The 17,520-nt window shown below is 45.7% G+C and carries 18 protein-coding genes; 3 read left to right on the top strand and 15 right to left on the bottom strand.

Translation table 11 applies throughout. From position 1 onward, the window contains the following. Nucleotides 1-10 precede the first annotated feature (10 nt). From SFC66_RS08610 to SFC66_RS08575, 8 genes are all read right to left on the bottom strand, one after another. Complete coding sequence (locus tag SFC66_RS08610) at nucleotides 11-673, bottom strand: lysophospholipid acyltransferase family protein (protein ID WP_411218287.1); 663 nt, start codon at nucleotides 671-673, stop codon at nucleotides 11-13. After that, nucleotides 639-1,370: a carotenoid biosynthesis protein gene (locus tag SFC66_RS08605; protein ID WP_411218286.1), complete on the bottom strand. Its 732-nt coding sequence runs from the start codon at nucleotides 1,368-1,370 to the stop codon at nucleotides 639-641. The genes SFC66_RS08610 and SFC66_RS08605 overlap by 35 nt, the downstream gene beginning before the upstream one ends. Then, nucleotides 1,367-2,221, bottom strand: a complete 855-nt coding sequence (locus tag SFC66_RS08600; RefSeq protein ID WP_411218285.1) for a phytoene/squalene synthase family protein — start codon at nucleotides 2,219-2,221, stop codon at nucleotides 1,367-1,369. The genes SFC66_RS08605 and SFC66_RS08600 overlap by 4 nt, the downstream gene beginning before the upstream one ends. After that, nucleotides 2,190-3,671, bottom strand: a complete 1,482-nt coding sequence (locus tag SFC66_RS08595) for a phytoene desaturase family protein (protein ID WP_411218284.1) — start codon at nucleotides 3,669-3,671, stop codon at nucleotides 2,190-2,192. The genes SFC66_RS08600 and SFC66_RS08595 overlap by 32 nt, the downstream gene beginning before the upstream one ends. After that, nucleotides 3,668-5,191 (bottom strand): phytoene desaturase family protein, encoded by a 1,524-nt coding sequence (locus SFC66_RS08590; protein WP_411218283.1) that lies wholly within the window; start codon nucleotides 5,189-5,191, stop codon nucleotides 3,668-3,670. Before SFC66_RS08590 ends, SFC66_RS08595 begins: the two co-directional genes overlap by 4 nt. A gap of 126 nt (nucleotides 5,192-5,317) precedes the next feature. Next, complete coding sequence (locus SFC66_RS08585) at nucleotides 5,318-5,734, bottom strand: cytidine deaminase (RefSeq protein WP_411218282.1); 417 nt, start codon at nucleotides 5,732-5,734, stop codon at nucleotides 5,318-5,320. Beyond that, nucleotides 5,727-6,119: a DUF1798 family protein gene (locus SFC66_RS08580; protein WP_411218281.1), complete on the bottom strand. Its 393-nt coding sequence runs from the start codon at nucleotides 6,117-6,119 to the stop codon at nucleotides 5,727-5,729. The genes SFC66_RS08585 and SFC66_RS08580 overlap by 8 nt, the downstream gene beginning before the upstream one ends. Nucleotides 6,120-6,164: 45 nt before the next feature. After that, on the bottom strand, nucleotides 6,165-6,380 hold the full coding sequence (locus tag SFC66_RS08575) for a hypothetical protein (RefSeq protein WP_411218280.1): 216 nt from the start codon (nucleotides 6,378-6,380) through the stop codon (nucleotides 6,165-6,167). A gap of 141 nt (nucleotides 6,381-6,521) precedes the next feature. Here SFC66_RS08575 and SFC66_RS08570 point away from each other — a divergent pair, with 141 nt between their 5' ends. Next, nucleotides 6,522-6,632: a spore protein gene (locus SFC66_RS08570; RefSeq protein ID WP_411218279.1), complete on the top strand. Its 111-nt coding sequence runs from the start codon at nucleotides 6,522-6,524 to the stop codon at nucleotides 6,630-6,632. Between the two features lie 18 nt (nucleotides 6,633-6,650). Here the strand turns inward: SFC66_RS08570 and SFC66_RS08565 are convergent, their stop codons facing one another. Beyond that, nucleotides 6,651-7,613 (bottom strand): DUF2515 family protein, encoded by a 963-nt coding sequence (locus SFC66_RS08565; RefSeq protein ID WP_411218278.1) that lies wholly within the window; start codon nucleotides 7,611-7,613, stop codon nucleotides 6,651-6,653. Nucleotides 7,614-7,704: 91 nt separating this feature from the next. Between SFC66_RS08565 and recU the strand changes: the two genes are divergently transcribed. Together recU and SFC66_RS08555 are read left to right on the top strand one after the other, a co-directional pair. Continuing rightward, a complete protein-coding gene (gene recU, locus SFC66_RS08560; protein WP_411218277.1) occupies nucleotides 7,705-8,313 on the top strand; it encodes a Holliday junction resolvase RecU in 609 nt (202 codons plus the stop codon). Then, entirely contained in the window at nucleotides 8,313-10,976 is a 2,664-nt protein-coding gene (locus SFC66_RS08555) for a transglycosylase domain-containing protein (protein WP_411218276.1), read from the top strand. Before recU ends, SFC66_RS08555 begins: the two co-directional genes overlap by 1 nt. Before the next feature lie 46 nt (nucleotides 10,977-11,022). On the opposite strand, the gene nth is transcribed toward SFC66_RS08555, so the two are convergent. The 6 genes from nth to dinG all read right to left on the bottom strand — a co-directional run bounded on the left by nth (nucleotide 11,023) and on the right by dinG (nucleotide 17,453). Further along, nucleotides 11,023-11,676 (bottom strand): endonuclease III, encoded by a 654-nt coding sequence (nth, locus tag SFC66_RS08550; RefSeq protein WP_411218275.1) that lies wholly within the window; start codon nucleotides 11,674-11,676, stop codon nucleotides 11,023-11,025. Nucleotides 11,677-11,694: 18 nt separating this feature from the next. Beyond that, nucleotides 11,695-12,414 carry a DnaD domain protein gene (locus tag SFC66_RS08545; protein ID WP_411218274.1) on the bottom strand — a complete coding sequence of 240 codons (720 nt, stop codon included), beginning with the start codon at nucleotides 12,412-12,414 and terminating at the stop codon, nucleotides 11,695-11,697. Nucleotides 12,415-12,483: 69 nt separating this feature from the next. Then, the gene (gene asnS, locus SFC66_RS08540) at nucleotides 12,484-13,776 is read right to left on the bottom strand and encodes an asparagine--tRNA ligase (RefSeq protein ID WP_411218273.1); all 1,293 of its coding nucleotides are present in this window, start codon (nucleotides 13,774-13,776) and stop codon (nucleotides 12,484-12,486) included. A 42-nt stretch (nucleotides 13,777-13,818) separates the two neighbouring features. Beyond that, complete coding sequence (locus SFC66_RS08535) at nucleotides 13,819-14,349, bottom strand: cell wall elongation regulator TseB-like domain-containing protein (RefSeq protein ID WP_411218272.1); 531 nt, start codon at nucleotides 14,347-14,349, stop codon at nucleotides 13,819-13,821. Beyond that, the gene (locus SFC66_RS08530) at nucleotides 14,315-14,488 is read right to left on the bottom strand and encodes a YpmA family protein (RefSeq protein WP_411218271.1); all 174 of its coding nucleotides are present in this window, start codon (nucleotides 14,486-14,488) and stop codon (nucleotides 14,315-14,317) included. The genes SFC66_RS08535 and SFC66_RS08530 overlap by 35 nt, the downstream gene beginning before the upstream one ends. A gap of 202 nt (nucleotides 14,489-14,690) precedes the next feature. Beyond that, nucleotides 14,691-17,453: an ATP-dependent DNA helicase DinG gene (dinG, locus tag SFC66_RS08525; RefSeq protein ID WP_411218270.1), complete on the bottom strand. Its 2,763-nt coding sequence runs from the start codon at nucleotides 17,451-17,453 to the stop codon at nucleotides 14,691-14,693. Nucleotides 17,454-17,520 lie beyond the last annotated feature (67 nt).

Below are 17,520 nucleotides of genomic sequence, written 5' to 3'. Positions count from 1 at the left end.
CGTTTTCCTCCTAGCTGATTTGCGCTTGGGGCAGTAAGTGCTGTCCGCCGATGATTTGCTGTTTCTGGTAATCCGCCTGTTCTTCAAGCAGCTTTGATAAATATAAACTGATGCTGTCTCGTCTCATACTTTGCCAGTCTTGCTGAATAGGTTCGCCAATATGCAGCGATGCGATAGGTTTCTTCTCTTCCCCAAAATGATAATGTAATGTGACCGGAATCACTGGTACATCTATTTGATGCAGCAAATATCCTATACCTGTTTCAAATAAATACGGTCGCTGATCTTGATGCAGGATTTTTCCTTGGGGGAAGAGCCAGACACTGCCGTCATTTTCAAGCAGCTGCTTGGCGTACTGCAGCGATGCGACCACATCGCGTATTCTTGTTTTATCGACCGAGAATGCACCTAGTTTTAGGAAGAAGCGATAACTTTCCAGCCCTTCTTGCGCCATCAGCATATAATGATCGCCTTTCAAATGCTTGTGTGTGACTTGGAAAATCAGCAAACCATCCCACCAAGAGCTATGATTGACTATGTAAATGGCAGGTTTGACAGGAGCCTTAACATAACCGGTCGCTTCAACTTTCTCAAAGTGTCGCGGCAGCAGGTAGAATCTTTGATAAGCAGCGAAAAGCTCAATGAACCAACGCTTTTTTTGCGCTTGTATCAAGCAATCTCCTCCCTTCGACTGCAAGGATGAATACAATGGCCAAGCATGCAACTAGTATAAATCCTTTTTTCAATGCCAACAGGCCGAAGAATAGGAACATCCATTGCAGCAGCCTGTATGACTTTGTTTGCGGCTTATTTTCCTTACGGATAGGCAATAATAACGATAAGATGGCAGCTAGGAAAAACCATGTGATGAAGTTCGTCGCTGGTATGCCGTAATAAAACCCGCCATTATCCCATTGCCAGAAATCATATACCAATGCAACTGGATCGAGTATTAGGTCGATGAAAACGACCCATACACCAGTTTCCAAAGCACGCAGCCACTTGCTACGCTGAGTACTGATCATCGTGCTATTGATGATGAATCCGACCCAGGCGATGGCGATTGTGAATGGGACACCCAATATATGGTAACCAAGCATCGTCGTGTATGCATAGTCGCCGAAAGGATAACCAGTATACACGCTCCAAGCCTCTACTAGAAGCGTTACTGCACCAATTGCTACTAATATGAATGCTGCTTTCCCCTTTGATGATTTATCGAAGAAGTAAGGGTAACCCCGTTCCAGCACGGCTGCTGTGTACAGCATCATAAAGATACTATTGGCAAAATACAGCCACTCCGGAAGCTCCCAGAAAAGAAGCAATCCAAGCCCTATCAGGAGCCACACAGTGAAAATACGATATATCATCTCACGGATTCCTTTTTCTTGTTTTTCTTGGCTGCTTGATAGATCGATAGCTTACGGGTCTGCGGGACATAAGCGCGTTTGTCAAACACATCATACTCATTTTCGATGATTGCATCCATGATCGCGCTATAGTAGCCGCTTGCCAATGTGATTGCAAATGCACTGGAATCAGGATATGTTTCCAGTCCCTCCAAACCTTCCTCGAACCACTGATTGGCGGTTTCGATCAAGCCATCTATCATTTGGCGGAATTCATAAGAAATTTCTTGGTTGTAAAATGCTTTTTCCGAATAATCATATGCCGATATGACGGATGATGGTATATAACGCCGGCCGCGTTCCAGATCCTCACCAACATCCCGCAGGATATTGACGATTTGCATTGCCTTGCCCAGCTGAATCCCTGCCTGCACGATTTGGTGGGAAGGATATTCGTGGAGGACCGGCAGCAACATTTCCCCGACAGAACCTGCTACATGATAGCAATATTCCTCCAGCTGTCCGAATGTCTGGTAATGTGTGTGCATTTCATCCATCCGCTGTCCCCTTATCTGCGTGAAAAATGGATCTTTGCGCAAATTGGGGAATGTTTCGAATAGCCAACGAAGGGAAGGCCAAATAAAATGTCCTTCTGCCTGGCTGAGATTACCAAAATGATATTCCAGTTCATCCAAGGTATACACACTGCTTTCAGGCTCATCCATGCTGTCATCAATCATTCTGCAAAATGTGTAAATGACAAATACAGCCTCCCTGCGCGGGGAAGGAAGTTCGCGAAAAGCTTGATAAAAGCTTGCAGAGTGTTGTTTCATTGCTTTCTCACACGCTTTTGCATATGGCTTTTTGAGCATGATTCTCCACCTCACTTTGTATTAAATCGCTTAAATTCTTAGCTCCTTGCATGACAATCGGGACTCCTCCGCCAGGGTGGACAGATGCGCCGACTGCATACAGACCTTCAATCCCGAATGGTTTATTTTGCGGGCGGAAGCCGCCTGACTGCAGCAGATTCGGAGCGATTCCGAAGCTGCCGCCTTGGTAGAGACCGGATTTACTCGCATCTGCAGGAGTCCTTACTTTCAGCCATTCGATCGACTCAAGCAAACCCGGAAGCAGTTTTTCCTCCGCTTTACGCAAAACGCGCTCCACGAGCAAATCCTTCTGTTCTTCCCAATTGATATGTTCGCCAGAAGGCACAGGGACGAGAAAATACAAAGCTGATTTACCCTCCGGTGCACAATCTTGATCAATTGAACACGGATTGAAAAGATAGAATGACGGATCGGCCGGAATGATGCGGGACTTGAATATTTCGTTCATATTTTCCTGGAAATCTTCCGGCAGGACGAACTGGTGTGTATGCAAATCATCCCAAGTGCGATTTGTGCCTGCATAGATGAGCAAACAGCCGCTGGAAGCTGCAGGCTGCTTTTTCTTTTTAGGTTTGCCATCGCCGAGCAAGTCATGGATATGAGGGAAGTCCCCATTGAATACCACGCTGTCAAAAGGCTGGTACACTCCGCCGCTTTCAATTCCGCTGACTTTTTTTCCTGTCTTGACGATTCTTTCCACTTTCGTGTTGTAGTGGAATTGGATTCCCCTCTCCTGGCAATATGACACCAATGTATCTATCATCCCGGCATAGCCGCCTTTAACGTACCAAATACCATGCGCATGCTCGCTGTAAGAAATCAGGCCATAAATGGCTGGTGTCGTATAAGGGGAACCTCCTATATACAAAGACTGCAGGGCATATGCATCTTGCAGTTTCGGTTCGGTAAAGTAATTACCGATAAAAGAATGCACATCACGATAAGCTTTTGATTTATAGAGGAAACGCAAATTGCTTGTCGTGAAGAAGCGCATTCTGTTAGAGAAACCTTGCTCCAAAAACTGCGGGACTCCGATGCGATACACATTCTCCATATCTTCCATGAAACGCTCGAATTGCACTGCTTGGTTCGGAAACTTTTCCTGTATTTCGCTGCTTTGCTTCTCCGTATCGGCATATTTGGTATAAGACGTACCGTCAGCATAGTGAATCCGGTATAGCGGATCGCACTCTATCAGCTCCAGATCCTCCTGAGGTATTTCACAAGCCTCCAATACATTGCGAATCATTTCGGGTAAAAGGACGATTGTTGGACCTTGATCGATTCGGAACGGACCATCCGTTTCATATTTCATACGTCCGCCAGGTTCGGCCTGCTGTTCAAAAACTGTCACTTGGTGACCCTGTCTTTCGAGAAGGAGTGCAGCAGTAAGTCCTCCGATGCCCGCACCGATGATAGCTATCTTCACATACTCACCTTCTCCCGTGATGCTTTGAGCGGCTGACCGGATGCAGCCCGATTATTTTTCTCCACCAGATCGGCACTGATTTTGGCCGATTGGAAAATGGTCGGAAGCCCGCTGCCAGGATGCGTCCCGCCGCCAACAAGATAACAATGCGAAAGCTCCTTGATTTGGTTATGGGGCCGGTTATACATCATTTGATCCAAGGAATGAGCCAAGTTGAAAACTGCCCCGTGCTGGATATTCATCGCTTCCCAATCAGGTGGGGTAATGCAATGCTCTGTTTCGATCAATTCCTGTACATTGTCGATACCGGTTTCCCTTGCCAGGATTTCAAGCATTTTCTGACGCATATGCGGACTTTCTTTCTCCCAATCGATATCTGCTTGTGTATTGGGCACCGGCATGAGTAAATAGACAGTCGACTTTCCTGCCGGAGCAGTAGTTGGGTCCAATTTCGTCGGATAGTGGATATAAACCGAAGGATCCTCTGAAAGCACGAATTGTTCCGTCATCTCTTCCACATTTTTCTTGTAATCATCCGCAAACACGACCATATGATGCGGCAGCTCGACTTCTTGTTTCAACCCCAAATAGAGCATGAAAGTCGAACAGGAATACTTTTTGTTTTCAAGTTTCTTCTGGAACTTCTTCTTCCACTTATCCTGGAATAAATGCTGCATGCTGTAGCTGTAATCCGCATTGATGATCACCTCATCAGCACGGACTTCGCGACCATCTTCCAGCTTCAATCCTGCAGCACGCTTGCCTTCTGTCACTATTTGGGCAACTGGTGTGCCAGTATGGACGATTCCGCCATATTCCTCTATCACCTGCCGCATAGCTTCACAAATGCGATTAACGCCTCCAATAGGATGATACAAGCCGAATTTATGTTCCAAATAAGAAAGTATCGTAAAAGTCCCCGGACATTTCCAAGGAGACATTCCTAAGTATTTCGCCTGAAAAGTGAACGCGTATTTTAAGCGTTCATCATTGAAGTAGGTTGAAAGCTTGCTGTAAACCGTCTGGAACATATCCAGTTTCGGGATGGCATGCAGCACATCCTTGGATAGGTAGGTTCGTTTATGTATAAATGGACGTCGCAGCAGTTTTTCGACGCGATCAAACTTCTCCCCCTCTTTTTCCATGAAGCGGTTGAAACCATCACTTTCACCCGGGAAGACGCGTTCGATTTCTTCCATCATATCCTGCCTATCGACTCGCGGGGTGAAAGTGACATCGCCAAAACGAAGTGTATATAATGGATCCAGCCTCTGCAGCTGTACATAATCATGCAAATCCCGGCCCGCTTCTTCAAATAGTTCCTCAAGAAGCTGCGGCATCATAAAGAAGGTTGCTCCAAGGTCAAACTGGAATTCCCCTTGCTTCAACCGTGAAGTCCTTCCGCCGATCGTATCGTTTTTCTCATATATTTCTACATCGTATCCTTTGGCTGATAGCAGCATCCCTGCTGTCAATCCGCCCGGACCTGCCCCGATGATTGCTACTTTTTTCTTAGACAACGGTCAGACCTCCATTCTGAATAGTTCTCTTTACCCTGTTCACATTCAAAAGAAACCTATCGAACGATAAATAAACATAAAAAAAGACCTAAAGCGCATGAAACGCTTTAGGTCCTTTTTTATGAATTATTGAGCTGCTTTATCGTCTGAGAACAAATCTTCCGGCTGGAATGAAAATGGAAGCAATTCTTCCATTGTGACTGTCTTGGTTACACCGTTCATATTGGCAATATGAATGACGGCATCCTGCGGGAAGAATTCAGCCATCACTTGGCGGCAAGATCCGCATGGCGGGACAGGTCTGTCCGTATTCGCCACCACAGCGATCTCGGCAAATTCCTGTTCTCCATTCGCTATCGCTTGGAAGATGGCCGTTCTTTCGGCGCAGCATGTGACGGGGTAGGCTGCATTTTCGATATTGCAGCCTTGATACACATTACCGGCTTTCGTAAGGACCGCAGCACCCACACCGAACTTACTATAAGGTATATAAGCGCGCTCCCTTGCTGTTTTGGCTAAATCAATCAATTCTTCTTTAGTCATCGTTCTCTTCCCCTCCGTTGTTTCCTTCAAGTCTGTCCATATTTTCATCAAGTAATTGAAGGACATACCCGATCGATTGATGATAATCCATATAACGCTCTGATCGGATGTCTATGTAGTAGCTATGCAAGATGATCAAATGGACATTTTCTTCTGTTGATTGGATCTGCTGCGGATGCACAGTGACATCCCGCTGCTGCACAAAATCCGCTGCAGCTTGATGCCACATCTGCAGAAGCTGATACATTGGTCCTGTTTCATCTTTCACCATTTCGAAAAATGCTTTATCATGCTTATCGCTTGGCGGCTCCTCTGACAGATAACGCTGTTTCAGACGCAGCAGCAAGTCGGATAGCTGTTTGTTATATATACGTAGTGTCGTCAATGTAACCCCTTCTCTGCTTATCGTGTTGTTTCATTATACAAGCACTCAGGCTAATTTACCATGCTCATGACTTCTTTTATCTTGTCTTTTATCCAAGCGGGATTCGACTTGCAAAACTTTCTCAATCAAAGGCTGCTTCCAGGACATCCTTAAACGATTTGCTTGTACAGTCAGTTTTTGATCCATTTTGCGATACGCCCCGGCGAGCTGAAACAAGGCCAGCTGTAGCTCTTCTTTAGTAGCACCGTTATGCTTGTTCATCTGTACGTCCCCCTTTTCCTGTAAAGTTCTGTGCGGAGGAGTCTTCTCCTGCACTGCTGACAAAACAACAAAAAATAAGAGCGTATTCGCATGATTCAGCGCTGTTTCGCTCATCCTATCAGTAAAGGAGGGTGAAAGAAGATGAAAAAGCATGAAAAGAAAACATCAACTGATCAGAAACGCCCGACAGCGCGCACTGCCGGCGACGGATATGATAAAAAGCTCGATGGACCGAACCGTCCTTCCATATAAGAATGAAAAGCAAAGCGTTCATGTGATCGCTTTGCTTTTTTTCTTGAACAGAGCTGCGAATATCCTCATCATTTTCCTCTTCCAGTAATATACATAACCGGTCGGACGATATGCTTTCTTTTCAGGCGGACTGAGCCAACTTTGATTGATGCCCCCATACCTGTACCAGTCCTTGCGAATCTTATCTTCGTGTGATATGACGGGATAGCATTGGCGCAAAGGGAGACTGCCGACGGTTCTGAAGCGGCCGAAGCATTCATAATCATCACGAGATCCGGTATATGGGGCTTTCTTGGCAAACTGCAGAAAACTCGGGCTAAGCTTTTCATGAAAGAGCAGTTGACTCAGCTCCTTCCCCATCTGTATCCGTTCATCGACACTCGTAAAATGATGCGCACACAATCCATACAGCTTCCCATCCATTGTGGGAAAGAAAACAGCATTCAAACGAAACAAATCTTGCAGCTTGTATGGCCATCGCTTGAAAACATGCTCTTCGTAAAAAGGTTGTACGATCACAGGCGAACCGATCACATGCTGTTCATTGACAATAAGACGATAAAGCAATCGCTGTCTGTCACCGTCTTTCAGGAATTGCCGCCATGTTTCTTCCATATAAGCAGACACTTGAAAATGACGCAGATGAGCAACCATGTCGATTTCCCCGTGTTTATGCGCCTCGTATAAAAGCAGCTGCGGATAGGCATCAGAAAAAATAAGCCAATTGGCACGCTCATAAAGTGAGAAAAGCTGTTTTCTGATTCTCACTGATAATAAGGCACGGAACATATCCAATTGCAGATCCGTCATATTCCAGCCAGCATTCCTCGAGACCATGGAAGCCAAAAACGCCCAGCATATCTCAGGGTTCCTTTCATAAAAAGCTTGATAAGCCATCGTTCTTCGGATATTATCTACATTTGCAGCGGCTGTTTTCTTTTCTATGGAGGTGAGTAAACGGTTCATGCCATTAATTGTCATGGAATTGCCCCTTTTAGTTGTTGAGATCATGACGCTAAGTGAAGTATTCTAAGGATTATGGTATGATCATTCCTATAGTGGGGGGAGAAAATTGCAATATCCTAATGGGAAAAAGATCATCGGAAAGACTGCCGCCTCTCAACTTTCGCAGCATATCGACTTCGGCAACAGGGGGATGACTTTAGAAGAAGATATCAATGAGACAAATGCGTATTATCTTGTTCAGCAAAAAGCAGTCATTCATAAAAAACCGACCCCTGTCCAGATTGTTCAGGTAGACTATCCTAGACGAAGTGCAGCAGTCATAAAAGAAGCATATTTCAAACAAGCATCCACTACGGATTATAATGGTGTATATCGCGGGAAATATGTGGATTTCGAAGCTAAAGTCACAAAAAATAAGACCAGCTTCCCGCTCTCCAATTTTCACGAACACCAAATCGACCACATGGAACAGGTGTGCAGCCATGGAGGTATCTGCTTCGTGATCATGCGTTTTTCAGCACATGATCAAACATTTTTTTTCGAGGCAAGGAAACTTTTCCCCTGGTGGAAACGTCAATATGATGGAGGAAGAAAATCCATCCCTTATGATATTATTTGTAAGGAAGGTTTTTTGATTCCAATGAAGTATCAAGCAAAGGTTGATTACCTGCACATCATCGACCAGCTTCATTTTAGAACGGAGGAAGAGGAGTAATGGCAGAAAAGGGCCAATCTCGTGCATCAAGGAGAAAACAGAAAAAGAAAAAAAGACCGATTTGGAAGAAGATATTACTTACGATCGTTTTAATTGGTGTGTTATGTGTCGTAGCCGGCGGAAGCGTGTTCGCTTACTACGCAGCAACCGCACCTAAACTGGATCAAGAGAAACTTGCCGACCCTGCTTCAAACATCATCTATGACATGAATGGTGATGAGTTTGCAGAATTAGGCTCGGAAAACAGAAGGAAAGTGACGTACGATGATCTGCCTCAGCAGCTTGTCGATGCTGTCACAGCAACGGAGGATTCCCGATTCTTCGAGCACAACGGAATCGACATCATCCGTACTGGCGGAGCGTTGATTTCCAACTTCAAAAATGGCTTTGGTGCAGAAGGCGGAAGTACGATCGACCAGCAGGTCATCAAACGTTCCTTCCTCTCTCCTGAGAAAACCGTGAAACGGAAAATGCAGGAATGGTGGCTTGCCTTCCAGCTTGACCGTCAATATTCCAAGGAAGAAATCTTGGAAATGTACTTGAACAAAGTATTCTATGGTCAATATGCTTATGGTGTTGCAACTGCAGCGGATACGTACTTCGGTAAAGAAGACTTAAATGATCTAACCTTGCCGGAAGCTGCATTGCTGGCCGGATTGCCGCAGCGCCCTACTGCATACAATCCATTCGAAAATCCTGATTTGGCACAGGAACGGATGAATACTGTACTTGATTTGATGGTGCAGCACGAAAAGATCACACAGGCAGAAGCCGACGAAGCGAAGAAAACGAAAGTCGAAGATCTGCTTACCGAGAAAAAGCCGCAATCGAATAAATACGGTGCGTTCCTTGATGAAGTACAAAAGGAACTTAGCGAGCGATTCGAGGATACCGACCTTAACTTGGATGGCATGAAGGTTTATACGACCCTTGATCCAGATGCTCAGGAAACGGTGGAAAATGCCCTTAGTGAAGATGGCGGCATTCCATGGGTAGATAATCTTCAAGCCGGCATTACACTGCTCGATACGAAAAGCAGTGCCATCCGTGCAATCGGCGGAAATCGAAACAATGAGCTTGGCGGGTATAACTATGCCATTCAAGGTCAGGGAAATCAGCCGGGATCAAGTATGAAACCTATTTTGGATTACGCTCCGGCGTTTGAGAACGGCATCTATACATCTACGTATGAACAAATCAATGACGAACCACTGACAATCGGAAACTGGACTCCAGGCAACTACGATGATCGGTTCCATGGCTGGATGAGTGCAAGAACTGCCCTTGCGAAGTCTTACAATATTCCAGCAATCAAAACATTCCAAGCTGTCGGTGCAGAAAACGCCGAAAAGTTTGCGAATGGATTGGGACTCGAGTTTGAAGATGGTATCCAGACTGGAGACAGCATCGGCGGTGGATCCAACTTCCATTCGATCGATATGGCTGGTGCTTATGCTGCGTTTGGTAATGAAGGGGTTTATACACAACCCTATTCCATCACCAAGATTGAATTCAGCGATGGCAGCGAACTAGATATGAAACCTGAATCAGAAGCAGCGATGAAGGATTCCACTGCTTACATGGTGACAGACATGATGCGTTCTGTCATGACAGAAGGTACAGGTACGATGGCAAATGTACCTGGATTGGATATCGCTGGTAAGACAGGTACAACGAATAAAAAAGGCCAAAACGGAAGTCCCGACTCTTGGATGAATGGCCTGACAACGAATTATACGCTCGCCGTTTGGACCGGTACGCCTGATGACACAATCATTCCAGGCGGTAAAGCAGGTACAGACGTAGCCAAATTATTGTTCAAGCAAATCATGACCGAAGTCCATCAAGGCAAGGACACGGAAAGTTTTAAAAAACCCAGCAGCGTAGTGGAGGCGAAAGTCGAAAAAGGCTCTCGCCCCGCTGCTTCTCCAAGTGCCGGAACTCCTTCGTCTGAGATTTTGACGGAGTTATTCCTGAAAGGTCAACTGCCTGGGGCAACATCGGAACGTTATGAAGAAGAAGAAGAAAGCATCGATCCAGTTACAGGGCTTTCAGCAAGTTATGATGAATCGAGCAACAGCATTAATGTCAGCTGGGATTATGATGGCGATGCAAGCTTTAGTGTAAAAGCCGACCCGAGCGGTTCAACGACCACTTCTGACACTTCGGCAGTGATTGGTAACGTCGAAGCTGGACAAACGTATAACATTTCGGTAACAGCTAGCGTTGATGGTGAAACCAGTGAGGCGAAAACCACTTCGGTAAAGATTCCTGGTGAAGATGAAAATGCCGAAGAAGAAGAAAATCCGGATGAGAATGCGGAAGATGAGCAAAATCAGAACGAAGAAGAGCAACAAAATGAGGACGAGCAGAACCAAGACCAAAACGAGGATCAGAACCAAGACCAAAACGCCGATGAAAATAGTGACCAGAATAATGGAAATAGCGGCAATGAAAATAACGCTGATAACAATGGCAGTGAAACTGGTAACGGTAATGGCAACAGCAACGGTAATGGTAATGGTAATGGCAACTCTGGTCAGAACGAGGATTCAGGGAATCCAGAAACGGAAACAGATACCAATCAAAATGGTTCTGGAGATGATTCCGTTCAAGATCCAAATACCGAACCCAATTCGGACAATGCAGATAATCAACAATAATATAAGCATAAAAAGACAGTCACTTCAAAACGCAGTGACTGTCTTTTTAATTTACTTCTGCTTTCAGGCGTTTCTTCCCCTCCCTGCATATGTCGTTCAGCGGACATGCCAGGCAGTTGGGGTTACGCGCTTTGCAATGATATCGACCGAAAAAGATCATGCGATGATGCGTATCGCTCCATTCCCCACGGGGAACCTTTTTCATCAATGTATTTTCCACTTCTGTCACATTGTCTTTCCACCGGCAAAAGCCGAGTCGCTTTGATACACGTTCTACATGCGTATCGACTGCGATGGCGGGTTCATGGAATGCAACAGATGCGACAACATTGGCGGTCTTGCGCCCTACTCCAGCCAGCTTGACCAATTCATCCCGAGTGTCTGGCACAATGCCATCATATTGGTCCAATAGTGTCTGGCACAGCTTTTGAATGTTTTTCGCTTTATTGCGGTAAAGGCCGATCGAACGGATATCATGCTGCAATTCTTCAAGCGAAACTGCCAAGTAATCTTGTGGTGTCTCATATTTTTGGAATAAGTCCTTTGTTACTTTATTGACCAGATTATCAGTGCACTGAGCAGACAGCAGTACAGCGATGACTAGTTCGAATGGATTTTTGTGCACCAGTTCACAGGCTGCTTCGGGGAACATATCCCGCATCACATCCAACGCCCGGCGTATCTGCGTTTTATTCAGCATTGTATGATGCTTCCCTCCTTAATCTTCTTCCAGCCAATTATAATAAATACTCACATCACGAGCTGGTGCTTGCTGTCCTGATTGTGATTGTGCTTGCACCGCAGCAGCTGGACGTTGATTTTCATGGAATGATTTACTCTCTTTACGGGCTTGGTCGACGGAACGAATACCTTTACGCTTCCATTCACGCAAAATGCGATCGATATATCGGAAATTCAGTTTGCTCATCAATACTGCTTCCCGTAAAGCAGCTTTGATAAGAGATGGTGGCTGCATATCTTCATCGAGCCATAAAGTGACCGTTTCGATTTCAAATGGTGACAAAGGCCGGCCGAATTCTTGTTCGAACAGGATGAATATCGCTGCTTCCTCTTCTTTTACAGTTTTCTTCTCTGGTTTAGGATATACCGTTTCAGCAAATACCATATTCCATAAGCCATTCAAGCTATACGCCTGGCTCCGCACATGCTCTTCCTGTACATCTTCAATTTGCAGCAAATTGCGCTGGACGAGCTTTCGCAAGATGAGGGCCACTTCTCTTTCCGACAGTGTCACTTTTGCTGCCAATTCATCTGTAGTCGGAAACATTGTGCCACGCTGCTGGAAAAAACAGATGTGCAATACAATCATCATCTCTGTCTCATTCAAACCTAGTGCAGCATATCGTTCCATTAAAATACCGGGAAAGGAAAATGGATTTCCCAGCATTCGTTGGTAGTTCAAGTCGTCGTTATTCATCTGGGTTCTCCTCCTTTAATAGGACAATCCCTCGTCAATAGACAAGGGATCGTCGGTTCGATACATATATTATGGGTAAAGTCTGTTCAAAAGACGTGGGAATGGAATAGTTTCACGCACATGTTCTACGCCTGAAAGCCAAGCGACTGTCCGTTCCAAACCAAGCCCGAAACCTGAGTGCGGTACACTTCCGTATTTACGCAACTCCAAATACCAGTTGTATGCGTCACTAGTCAGGTTATGTTCCTCATAGCGTTTTTCCATCAATTCCAGGTCATCGATTCGCTGGGATCCGCCGATGATTTCGCCATAACCTTCTGGTGCGATCAAATCTGCACAAAGCACGACATCTTCGCGATTTGGATCTGGCTTCATGTAGAATGCTTTGATTGCTGCTGGGTAATGTGTAATGAAAACTGGTTTGTCAAAGCTTTCGGCAATGGCAGTTTCATGCGGTGCTCCGAAATCTTCGCCCCACTCGATATCATCGAATCCTTTTTCTTTCAGCAATTCGATTGCTTTATCGTATGTGATGCGCGGGAATGGCGCAGTGACTTTTGCCAATTTTTCTGTATCGCGTCCAAGAATTTCAAGGTCCAATTTACAGTTTTTCAAGACGGAAGCGACAAGATGGCTGATGTAGCTCTCTTGAATTTCCAAGCTTTCTTCGTGTTCGACGAAAGCCATTTCCGGCTCGATCATCCAGAACTCGATCAAATGACGTCTGGTTTTGGATTTCTCCGCACGGAATGTCGGTCCAAAGGAGAATACTTTGTTGAATGCCATCGCAGCAGCTTCCATGTAAAGCTGCCCGCTTTGGGATAGGTAAGCTTCTTCATCGAAGTACTTTGTATGGAATAATTCCGTTGTACCTTCCGCAGAAGAACCTGTCAAGATTGGTGGATCGATCTTCGTATAACCATTTTCATGGAAGTATTCATACGTTGCACGGATGATTTCGTTACGGATTTTCATCACAGCATGCTGCTTTTGGGAACGAAGCCATAAATGGCGGTTATCCATCAAGAATTCAGTTCCATGCTCTTTTGGCGTGATCGGGTAATCCGTTGCCGCATGGATCACTTCCACATTGCTTACTTGGATTTCATATCCGAAAGAAGAACGCGTGTCTTCCACTACTTTCCCTGTTACATATAGGGAAGTTTCCTGCGTCATGTTCTTGGCTGCTTGGAATACTTCCTCTGATACGTCACTTTTCACAACGACACCTTGAACGAATCCCGTTCCGTCGCGAAGCTGCAGGAATGCGATTTTCCCGCTGGATCGTTTATTGCGGAGCCAAGCCCCGATTGTTACTTCTTCTCCTACATGTTCACTAAGTTTAGCGATTGTCGTCTTCAAAAAGAACCCTCCATTGTCTGTCCTACACCATATGTAGTTGTGTTATTGATATTGGTCTGATAATGCAAAGCTTTCAAGCTGCTCAGTGCCATCCAAGCTATAGTAGCTGTAGCCAAGTCGACCTTGCCCATCATGGTATGTCACTTCCCAGGCAGGTGCATCTTCGTAAAGCCCGAGCCGCACATCATCCAGCGCACAGTCTGAACCGCATGTAGCCTGCCAGCTACTCTGAGCCTGCTGTTCATCAGCCGTGTCAGTCGTATAAATGATTTGTTCCGGATCTTTCTCGCCTTTTTTTATATAAGCGATCGCATCTTCACCATCAGCTTGTTTGCCCTGCACGACATGATAGATATGCTCTCCGTTAAAACGGGTCACTTCATCGGCAGTCTTTAGGTCGGTATGTTCGAGTGCGAATGTCTCGGATGCTTCATAGCCCTCTGTTCGGGCATTCTCCGCCGTACTATAGACGTATATGCCAAGACCAAGCACTATGAGCAGCACACCCACCGCACTGAAAAGTGAGATTTTCGCCCATTTAGGTACGGTAAATCGTGAATATCGCCGTATCATGATTTTCCTCATCCAATGCTAATCCGAACATCAAGTCCTGTTCCTTCAGTGTACGGTTCAGTGAATCGACCAGCTTGTACAGGTCGCTGCTGTACTGCACACGGACGGTGGACAATGTTTCCATCTTATTATTTTCCATGATTGTAACCTCCGAGCAATCCATTTACATGATTTGTTACTCATAGAGATAGCTTTCTGCAGCAAACTAATGTATGTTGAGAAGCAATCCAATTCTTATTATACCAGTAGTCCTGGTGTAATTCTAAGACGAGTTCAAAGTTTTTTCAACAAAATTCTTCCTTTTCCCCAGCAGTTGTGCGTCCTTAGCGGCGCACTTTTTTTTATAACCATCCCTCTGCCAGCTCCAAAAGCTCTCCTGTACTCTTATAATGCGTCGGCACAGCAGGTATGGAAGCAGTGAAATAACTGCCGTATCTAGTCTTCATCATCCTGTCATCGCAAACGAACACAATCCCCCTGTCGCTTGAGGAACGAATCAGCCTGCCGAAGCCTTGCTTGAAGCGGATTACGGCATTGGGCAGCGCAAGCTCCATGAAGGCGTTTTTGCCTGCTGCTTTCAGTTTGGCTGCTTTTGCTTCATAAATTGGATGATCAGGCGGCTGGAATGGCAAGCGGACGATGACTAGACAGCTTAAATCATCCCCCGGGATATCAACACCTTCCCAGAAGGAACTTGTCCCGAAAAGGATGGCTTTTTTATTGCTCTGGAAGTTCTTTTTCAACCGGTCGCGACTGCCGCTCGTGATACCTTGGGCAATCAACGTATAATCCTGGTCTTCTGTGAGTTCCTTCAGGAGACCATAGGCTTTTTTCAGCATATCGTACGACGTGAATAACACAAGCATCCGGCCGTCAGTGATCGATGCAAGACTGAGAACCGCTTCACATACGGCGTAAATGAAAGGATAATTATCTTTTCCCCTGACATCCGGAAAGTCATTCGGAACAAGCAGCTGTACTTGGTCTTGATAGGAATAAGGGGAATCAAAACGTCTCGTCACCGTCTGCTCATCCAAGCCAAGCTGCTTTTGGATGAACTCGAAGGATTGCTTCATCGTCAAAGTCGCACTCGTCAGGATGACACTTTTCTTTTCGGCAAAGAAATGCTCGAGCAGCAAGTCGCCAATATCCAATGGTTCGCTGTACAAATAAACAGCATTTCGTGCACCATACATATCGACTTCGATCCATTTGACTTCCTCGTCATCGAATACGAGGAACATTCGTTCAATATTATCGATGATTGCTTGCAGCTGATCGACTGCATTACGCAAAGAATCCGAAACTTTCTTATCCCCTTGCTTATCAGCCATTTTCACCAGCTGCAGCAGATGATGGATACAGTCCCTGACGCCGAATAACAATCGGCTGCTCATCTCGGCAATAACAAGCATCTGTTTGGATTCCCTGACTTCGTCCAGTCGCAGCTGTAGCCGCCCTATGTCATTGGTTCCAAGCTTTTTCTTGTGCTGCGACAATACAAAATCATGGATATAGCGGAACATGTCGTCTGCTTCGACCTTTGTTTGATCATATAAGCTTGACCATGTCAGCATCTCCACCTGTGTATTCGGCAAATCATCCGTCGCTTTTTCATACACTGCATTCGCATGTGACAGCATATGGTGGATGGACACATAATCCAAAGCCAAACCAAAATGCTTCGCAGCTGTTGCTTCGAAATGATGCGCTTCATCGATTATCACACGTTGGTAAGATGGCAGCAATTGGAATCCTTCCTGCATATCGCTGCAAAGCAAAGCATGATTCGTGACGATCACATCCGCCTGCCACGCTGCTTTTTTGGCGCGCTGGTAGAAAGAACGGGAAAACCAAGGTGAAAATGGATCTTGTGTGTCTTCTGCATCCGCAGACATATGCTGGAAGAACCGTTTGCCGCTTGAAGGCAAGTTCACTTCATCAATATCCCCGGTTTCGGTCATCGTTAGCCATACAAGCAAGATTGCTTTGGTAAGGGTGATATCATAATTATCATTTGCCGTTTGCTGCAGTTCGGATTCAAATCGGCTGAGGCTCAGATAATGCTGTTTCCCCTTCAGCAGCGCAGTTTTGAAGGAGAATGGCAGCATACGTTGCAGCAGCGGGATTTCCTTGTCCATCAACTGTGCCTGCAGCTGTGTCAAATGCGTACTGATGACGATCCTGCTTTTACTTTTCACTGCAGAATAAACAGCTGGCAAAAGATAAGCGAGTGATTTACCAGTACCAGTTTCCGCTTCCAGCAGCGCATGTTGGTCCGATTGAAAGACATCATAAATCTGCTCACTCATTTCAACCTGACTTTTTCTTGGTTCATATCCTTTCTTCCCCTGAGACAGCAAGCCGTCCTGTCGGTAAAGCTGATCGGCTATTTCACCGAAGGACTGCGTGACAGTAGAAGTTGATGCTTCCGTATCCGGCACCTTCCGGATAGCCAGTCCGCGATACACTTCCAGAGCATCATCCGTTTCCTCAAAAGCAAGCTCCTCCAGCCGATTTTCAAGCAAGCTCCGCAAGTCACTCTTCAAAGCTTTCTCCAGCGCGAGCAAATGCGAGACCGTTTCATACGGCAGCTTGCTTAAATCATCCAGCAAAGATAACAGCAGCTCTGCTGTTACGAGCGTATCCGACAGCGCCCGATGCGGCTGATCATGCTCGAAAGACAAATGTTCACTCAGCACACTCAATTTATAGCTGGGAGCGGTCGGCAGCATGATGCGCGCCAGCTCCACTGTGTCGAGGACCGGCCGTTTGATCGGTGCCAGTCCAGCCAATTCCAAAGCACTATTCAAAAAACGCAAATCAAAGTTCGCATTATGTGCAACCACATAGCTGTCTTCGAAAAAAGCTGCAATTTCTTCAGCAACATCTTCGAATTGCGGAGCTCCAGCTACATCTTCATCAGCAATACCGGTAAGCTGGGAAATGAAAGGTGGAATCGGCATACCGGGATCCAGCATCGTCTGAAATTGATCCGTGATCACACGTCCTTGGATGACGACAATCCCGACCTCTATGATTTTATCGCCATTCGACGGCGCATGTCCTGTTGTTTCTAGATCCACCACTACAAATTTTTCCATACTCCACCCTCCATACTGCTTAGAAAAGAAAGACCCTTATCCATGATAAGAGTCTTATCGTCCGATT

Origin of the sequence: Terribacillus saccharophilus (assembly GCF_046592895.1) — a bacterium.
Taxonomy (GTDB): Bacteria; Bacillota; Bacilli; order Bacillales; family Amphibacillaceae; genus Terribacillus; species Terribacillus saccharophilus_D.
The sequence above is the reverse complement of the archived record's forward strand: the minus strand, read 5'-3'. Positions and strand labels throughout refer to the sequence as shown.

What these genes read in the sequence shown, in the direction of transcription:
- SFC66_RS08575 (WP_411218280.1), bottom strand. Translation starts at nt 6,380, where the DNA reads ATGAACAAGCATAACGGTGCTACTAAAGAAGAGCTACAGCTGGCCTTG.
- SFC66_RS08535 (WP_411218272.1), bottom strand. Translation starts at nt 14,349, where the DNA reads ATGATACGGCGATATTCACGATTTACCGTACCTAAATGGGCGAAAATC.
- SFC66_RS08570 (WP_411218279.1), top strand. Translation starts at nt 6,522, where the DNA reads ATGAAAAAGCATGAAAAGAAAACATCAACTGATCAGAAACGCCCGACA.
- SFC66_RS08600 (WP_411218285.1), bottom strand. Translation starts at nt 2,221, where the DNA reads ATGCTCAAAAAGCCATATGCAAAAGCGTGTGAGAAAGCAATGAAACAA.
- SFC66_RS08530 (WP_411218271.1), bottom strand. Translation starts at nt 14,488, where the DNA reads ATGGAAAATAATAAGATGGAAACATTGTCCACCGTCCGTGTGCAGTAC.
- SFC66_RS08585 (WP_411218282.1), bottom strand. Translation starts at nt 5,734, where the DNA reads ATGACTAAAGAAGAATTGATTGATTTAGCCAAAACAGCAAGGGAGCGC.
- nth (WP_411218275.1), bottom strand. Translation starts at nt 11,676, where the DNA reads ATGCTGAATAAAACGCAGATACGCCGGGCGTTGGATGTGATGCGGGAT.
- SFC66_RS08605 (WP_411218286.1), bottom strand. Translation starts at nt 1,370, where the DNA reads ATGATATATCGTATTTTCACTGTGTGGCTCCTGATAGGGCTTGGATTG.
- SFC66_RS08565 (WP_411218278.1), bottom strand. Translation starts at nt 7,613, where the DNA reads ATGACAATTAATGGCATGAACCGTTTACTCACCTCCATAGAAAAGAAA.
- dinG (WP_411218270.1), bottom strand. Translation starts at nt 17,453, where the DNA reads ATGGAAAAATTTGTAGTGGTGGATCTAGAAACAACAGGACATGCGCCG.
- SFC66_RS08545 (WP_411218274.1), bottom strand. Translation starts at nt 12,414, where the DNA reads ATGAATAACGACGACTTGAACTACCAACGAATGCTGGGAAATCCATTT.
- SFC66_RS08555 (WP_411218276.1), top strand. Translation starts at nt 8,313, where the DNA reads ATGGCAGAAAAGGGCCAATCTCGTGCATCAAGGAGAAAACAGAAAAAG.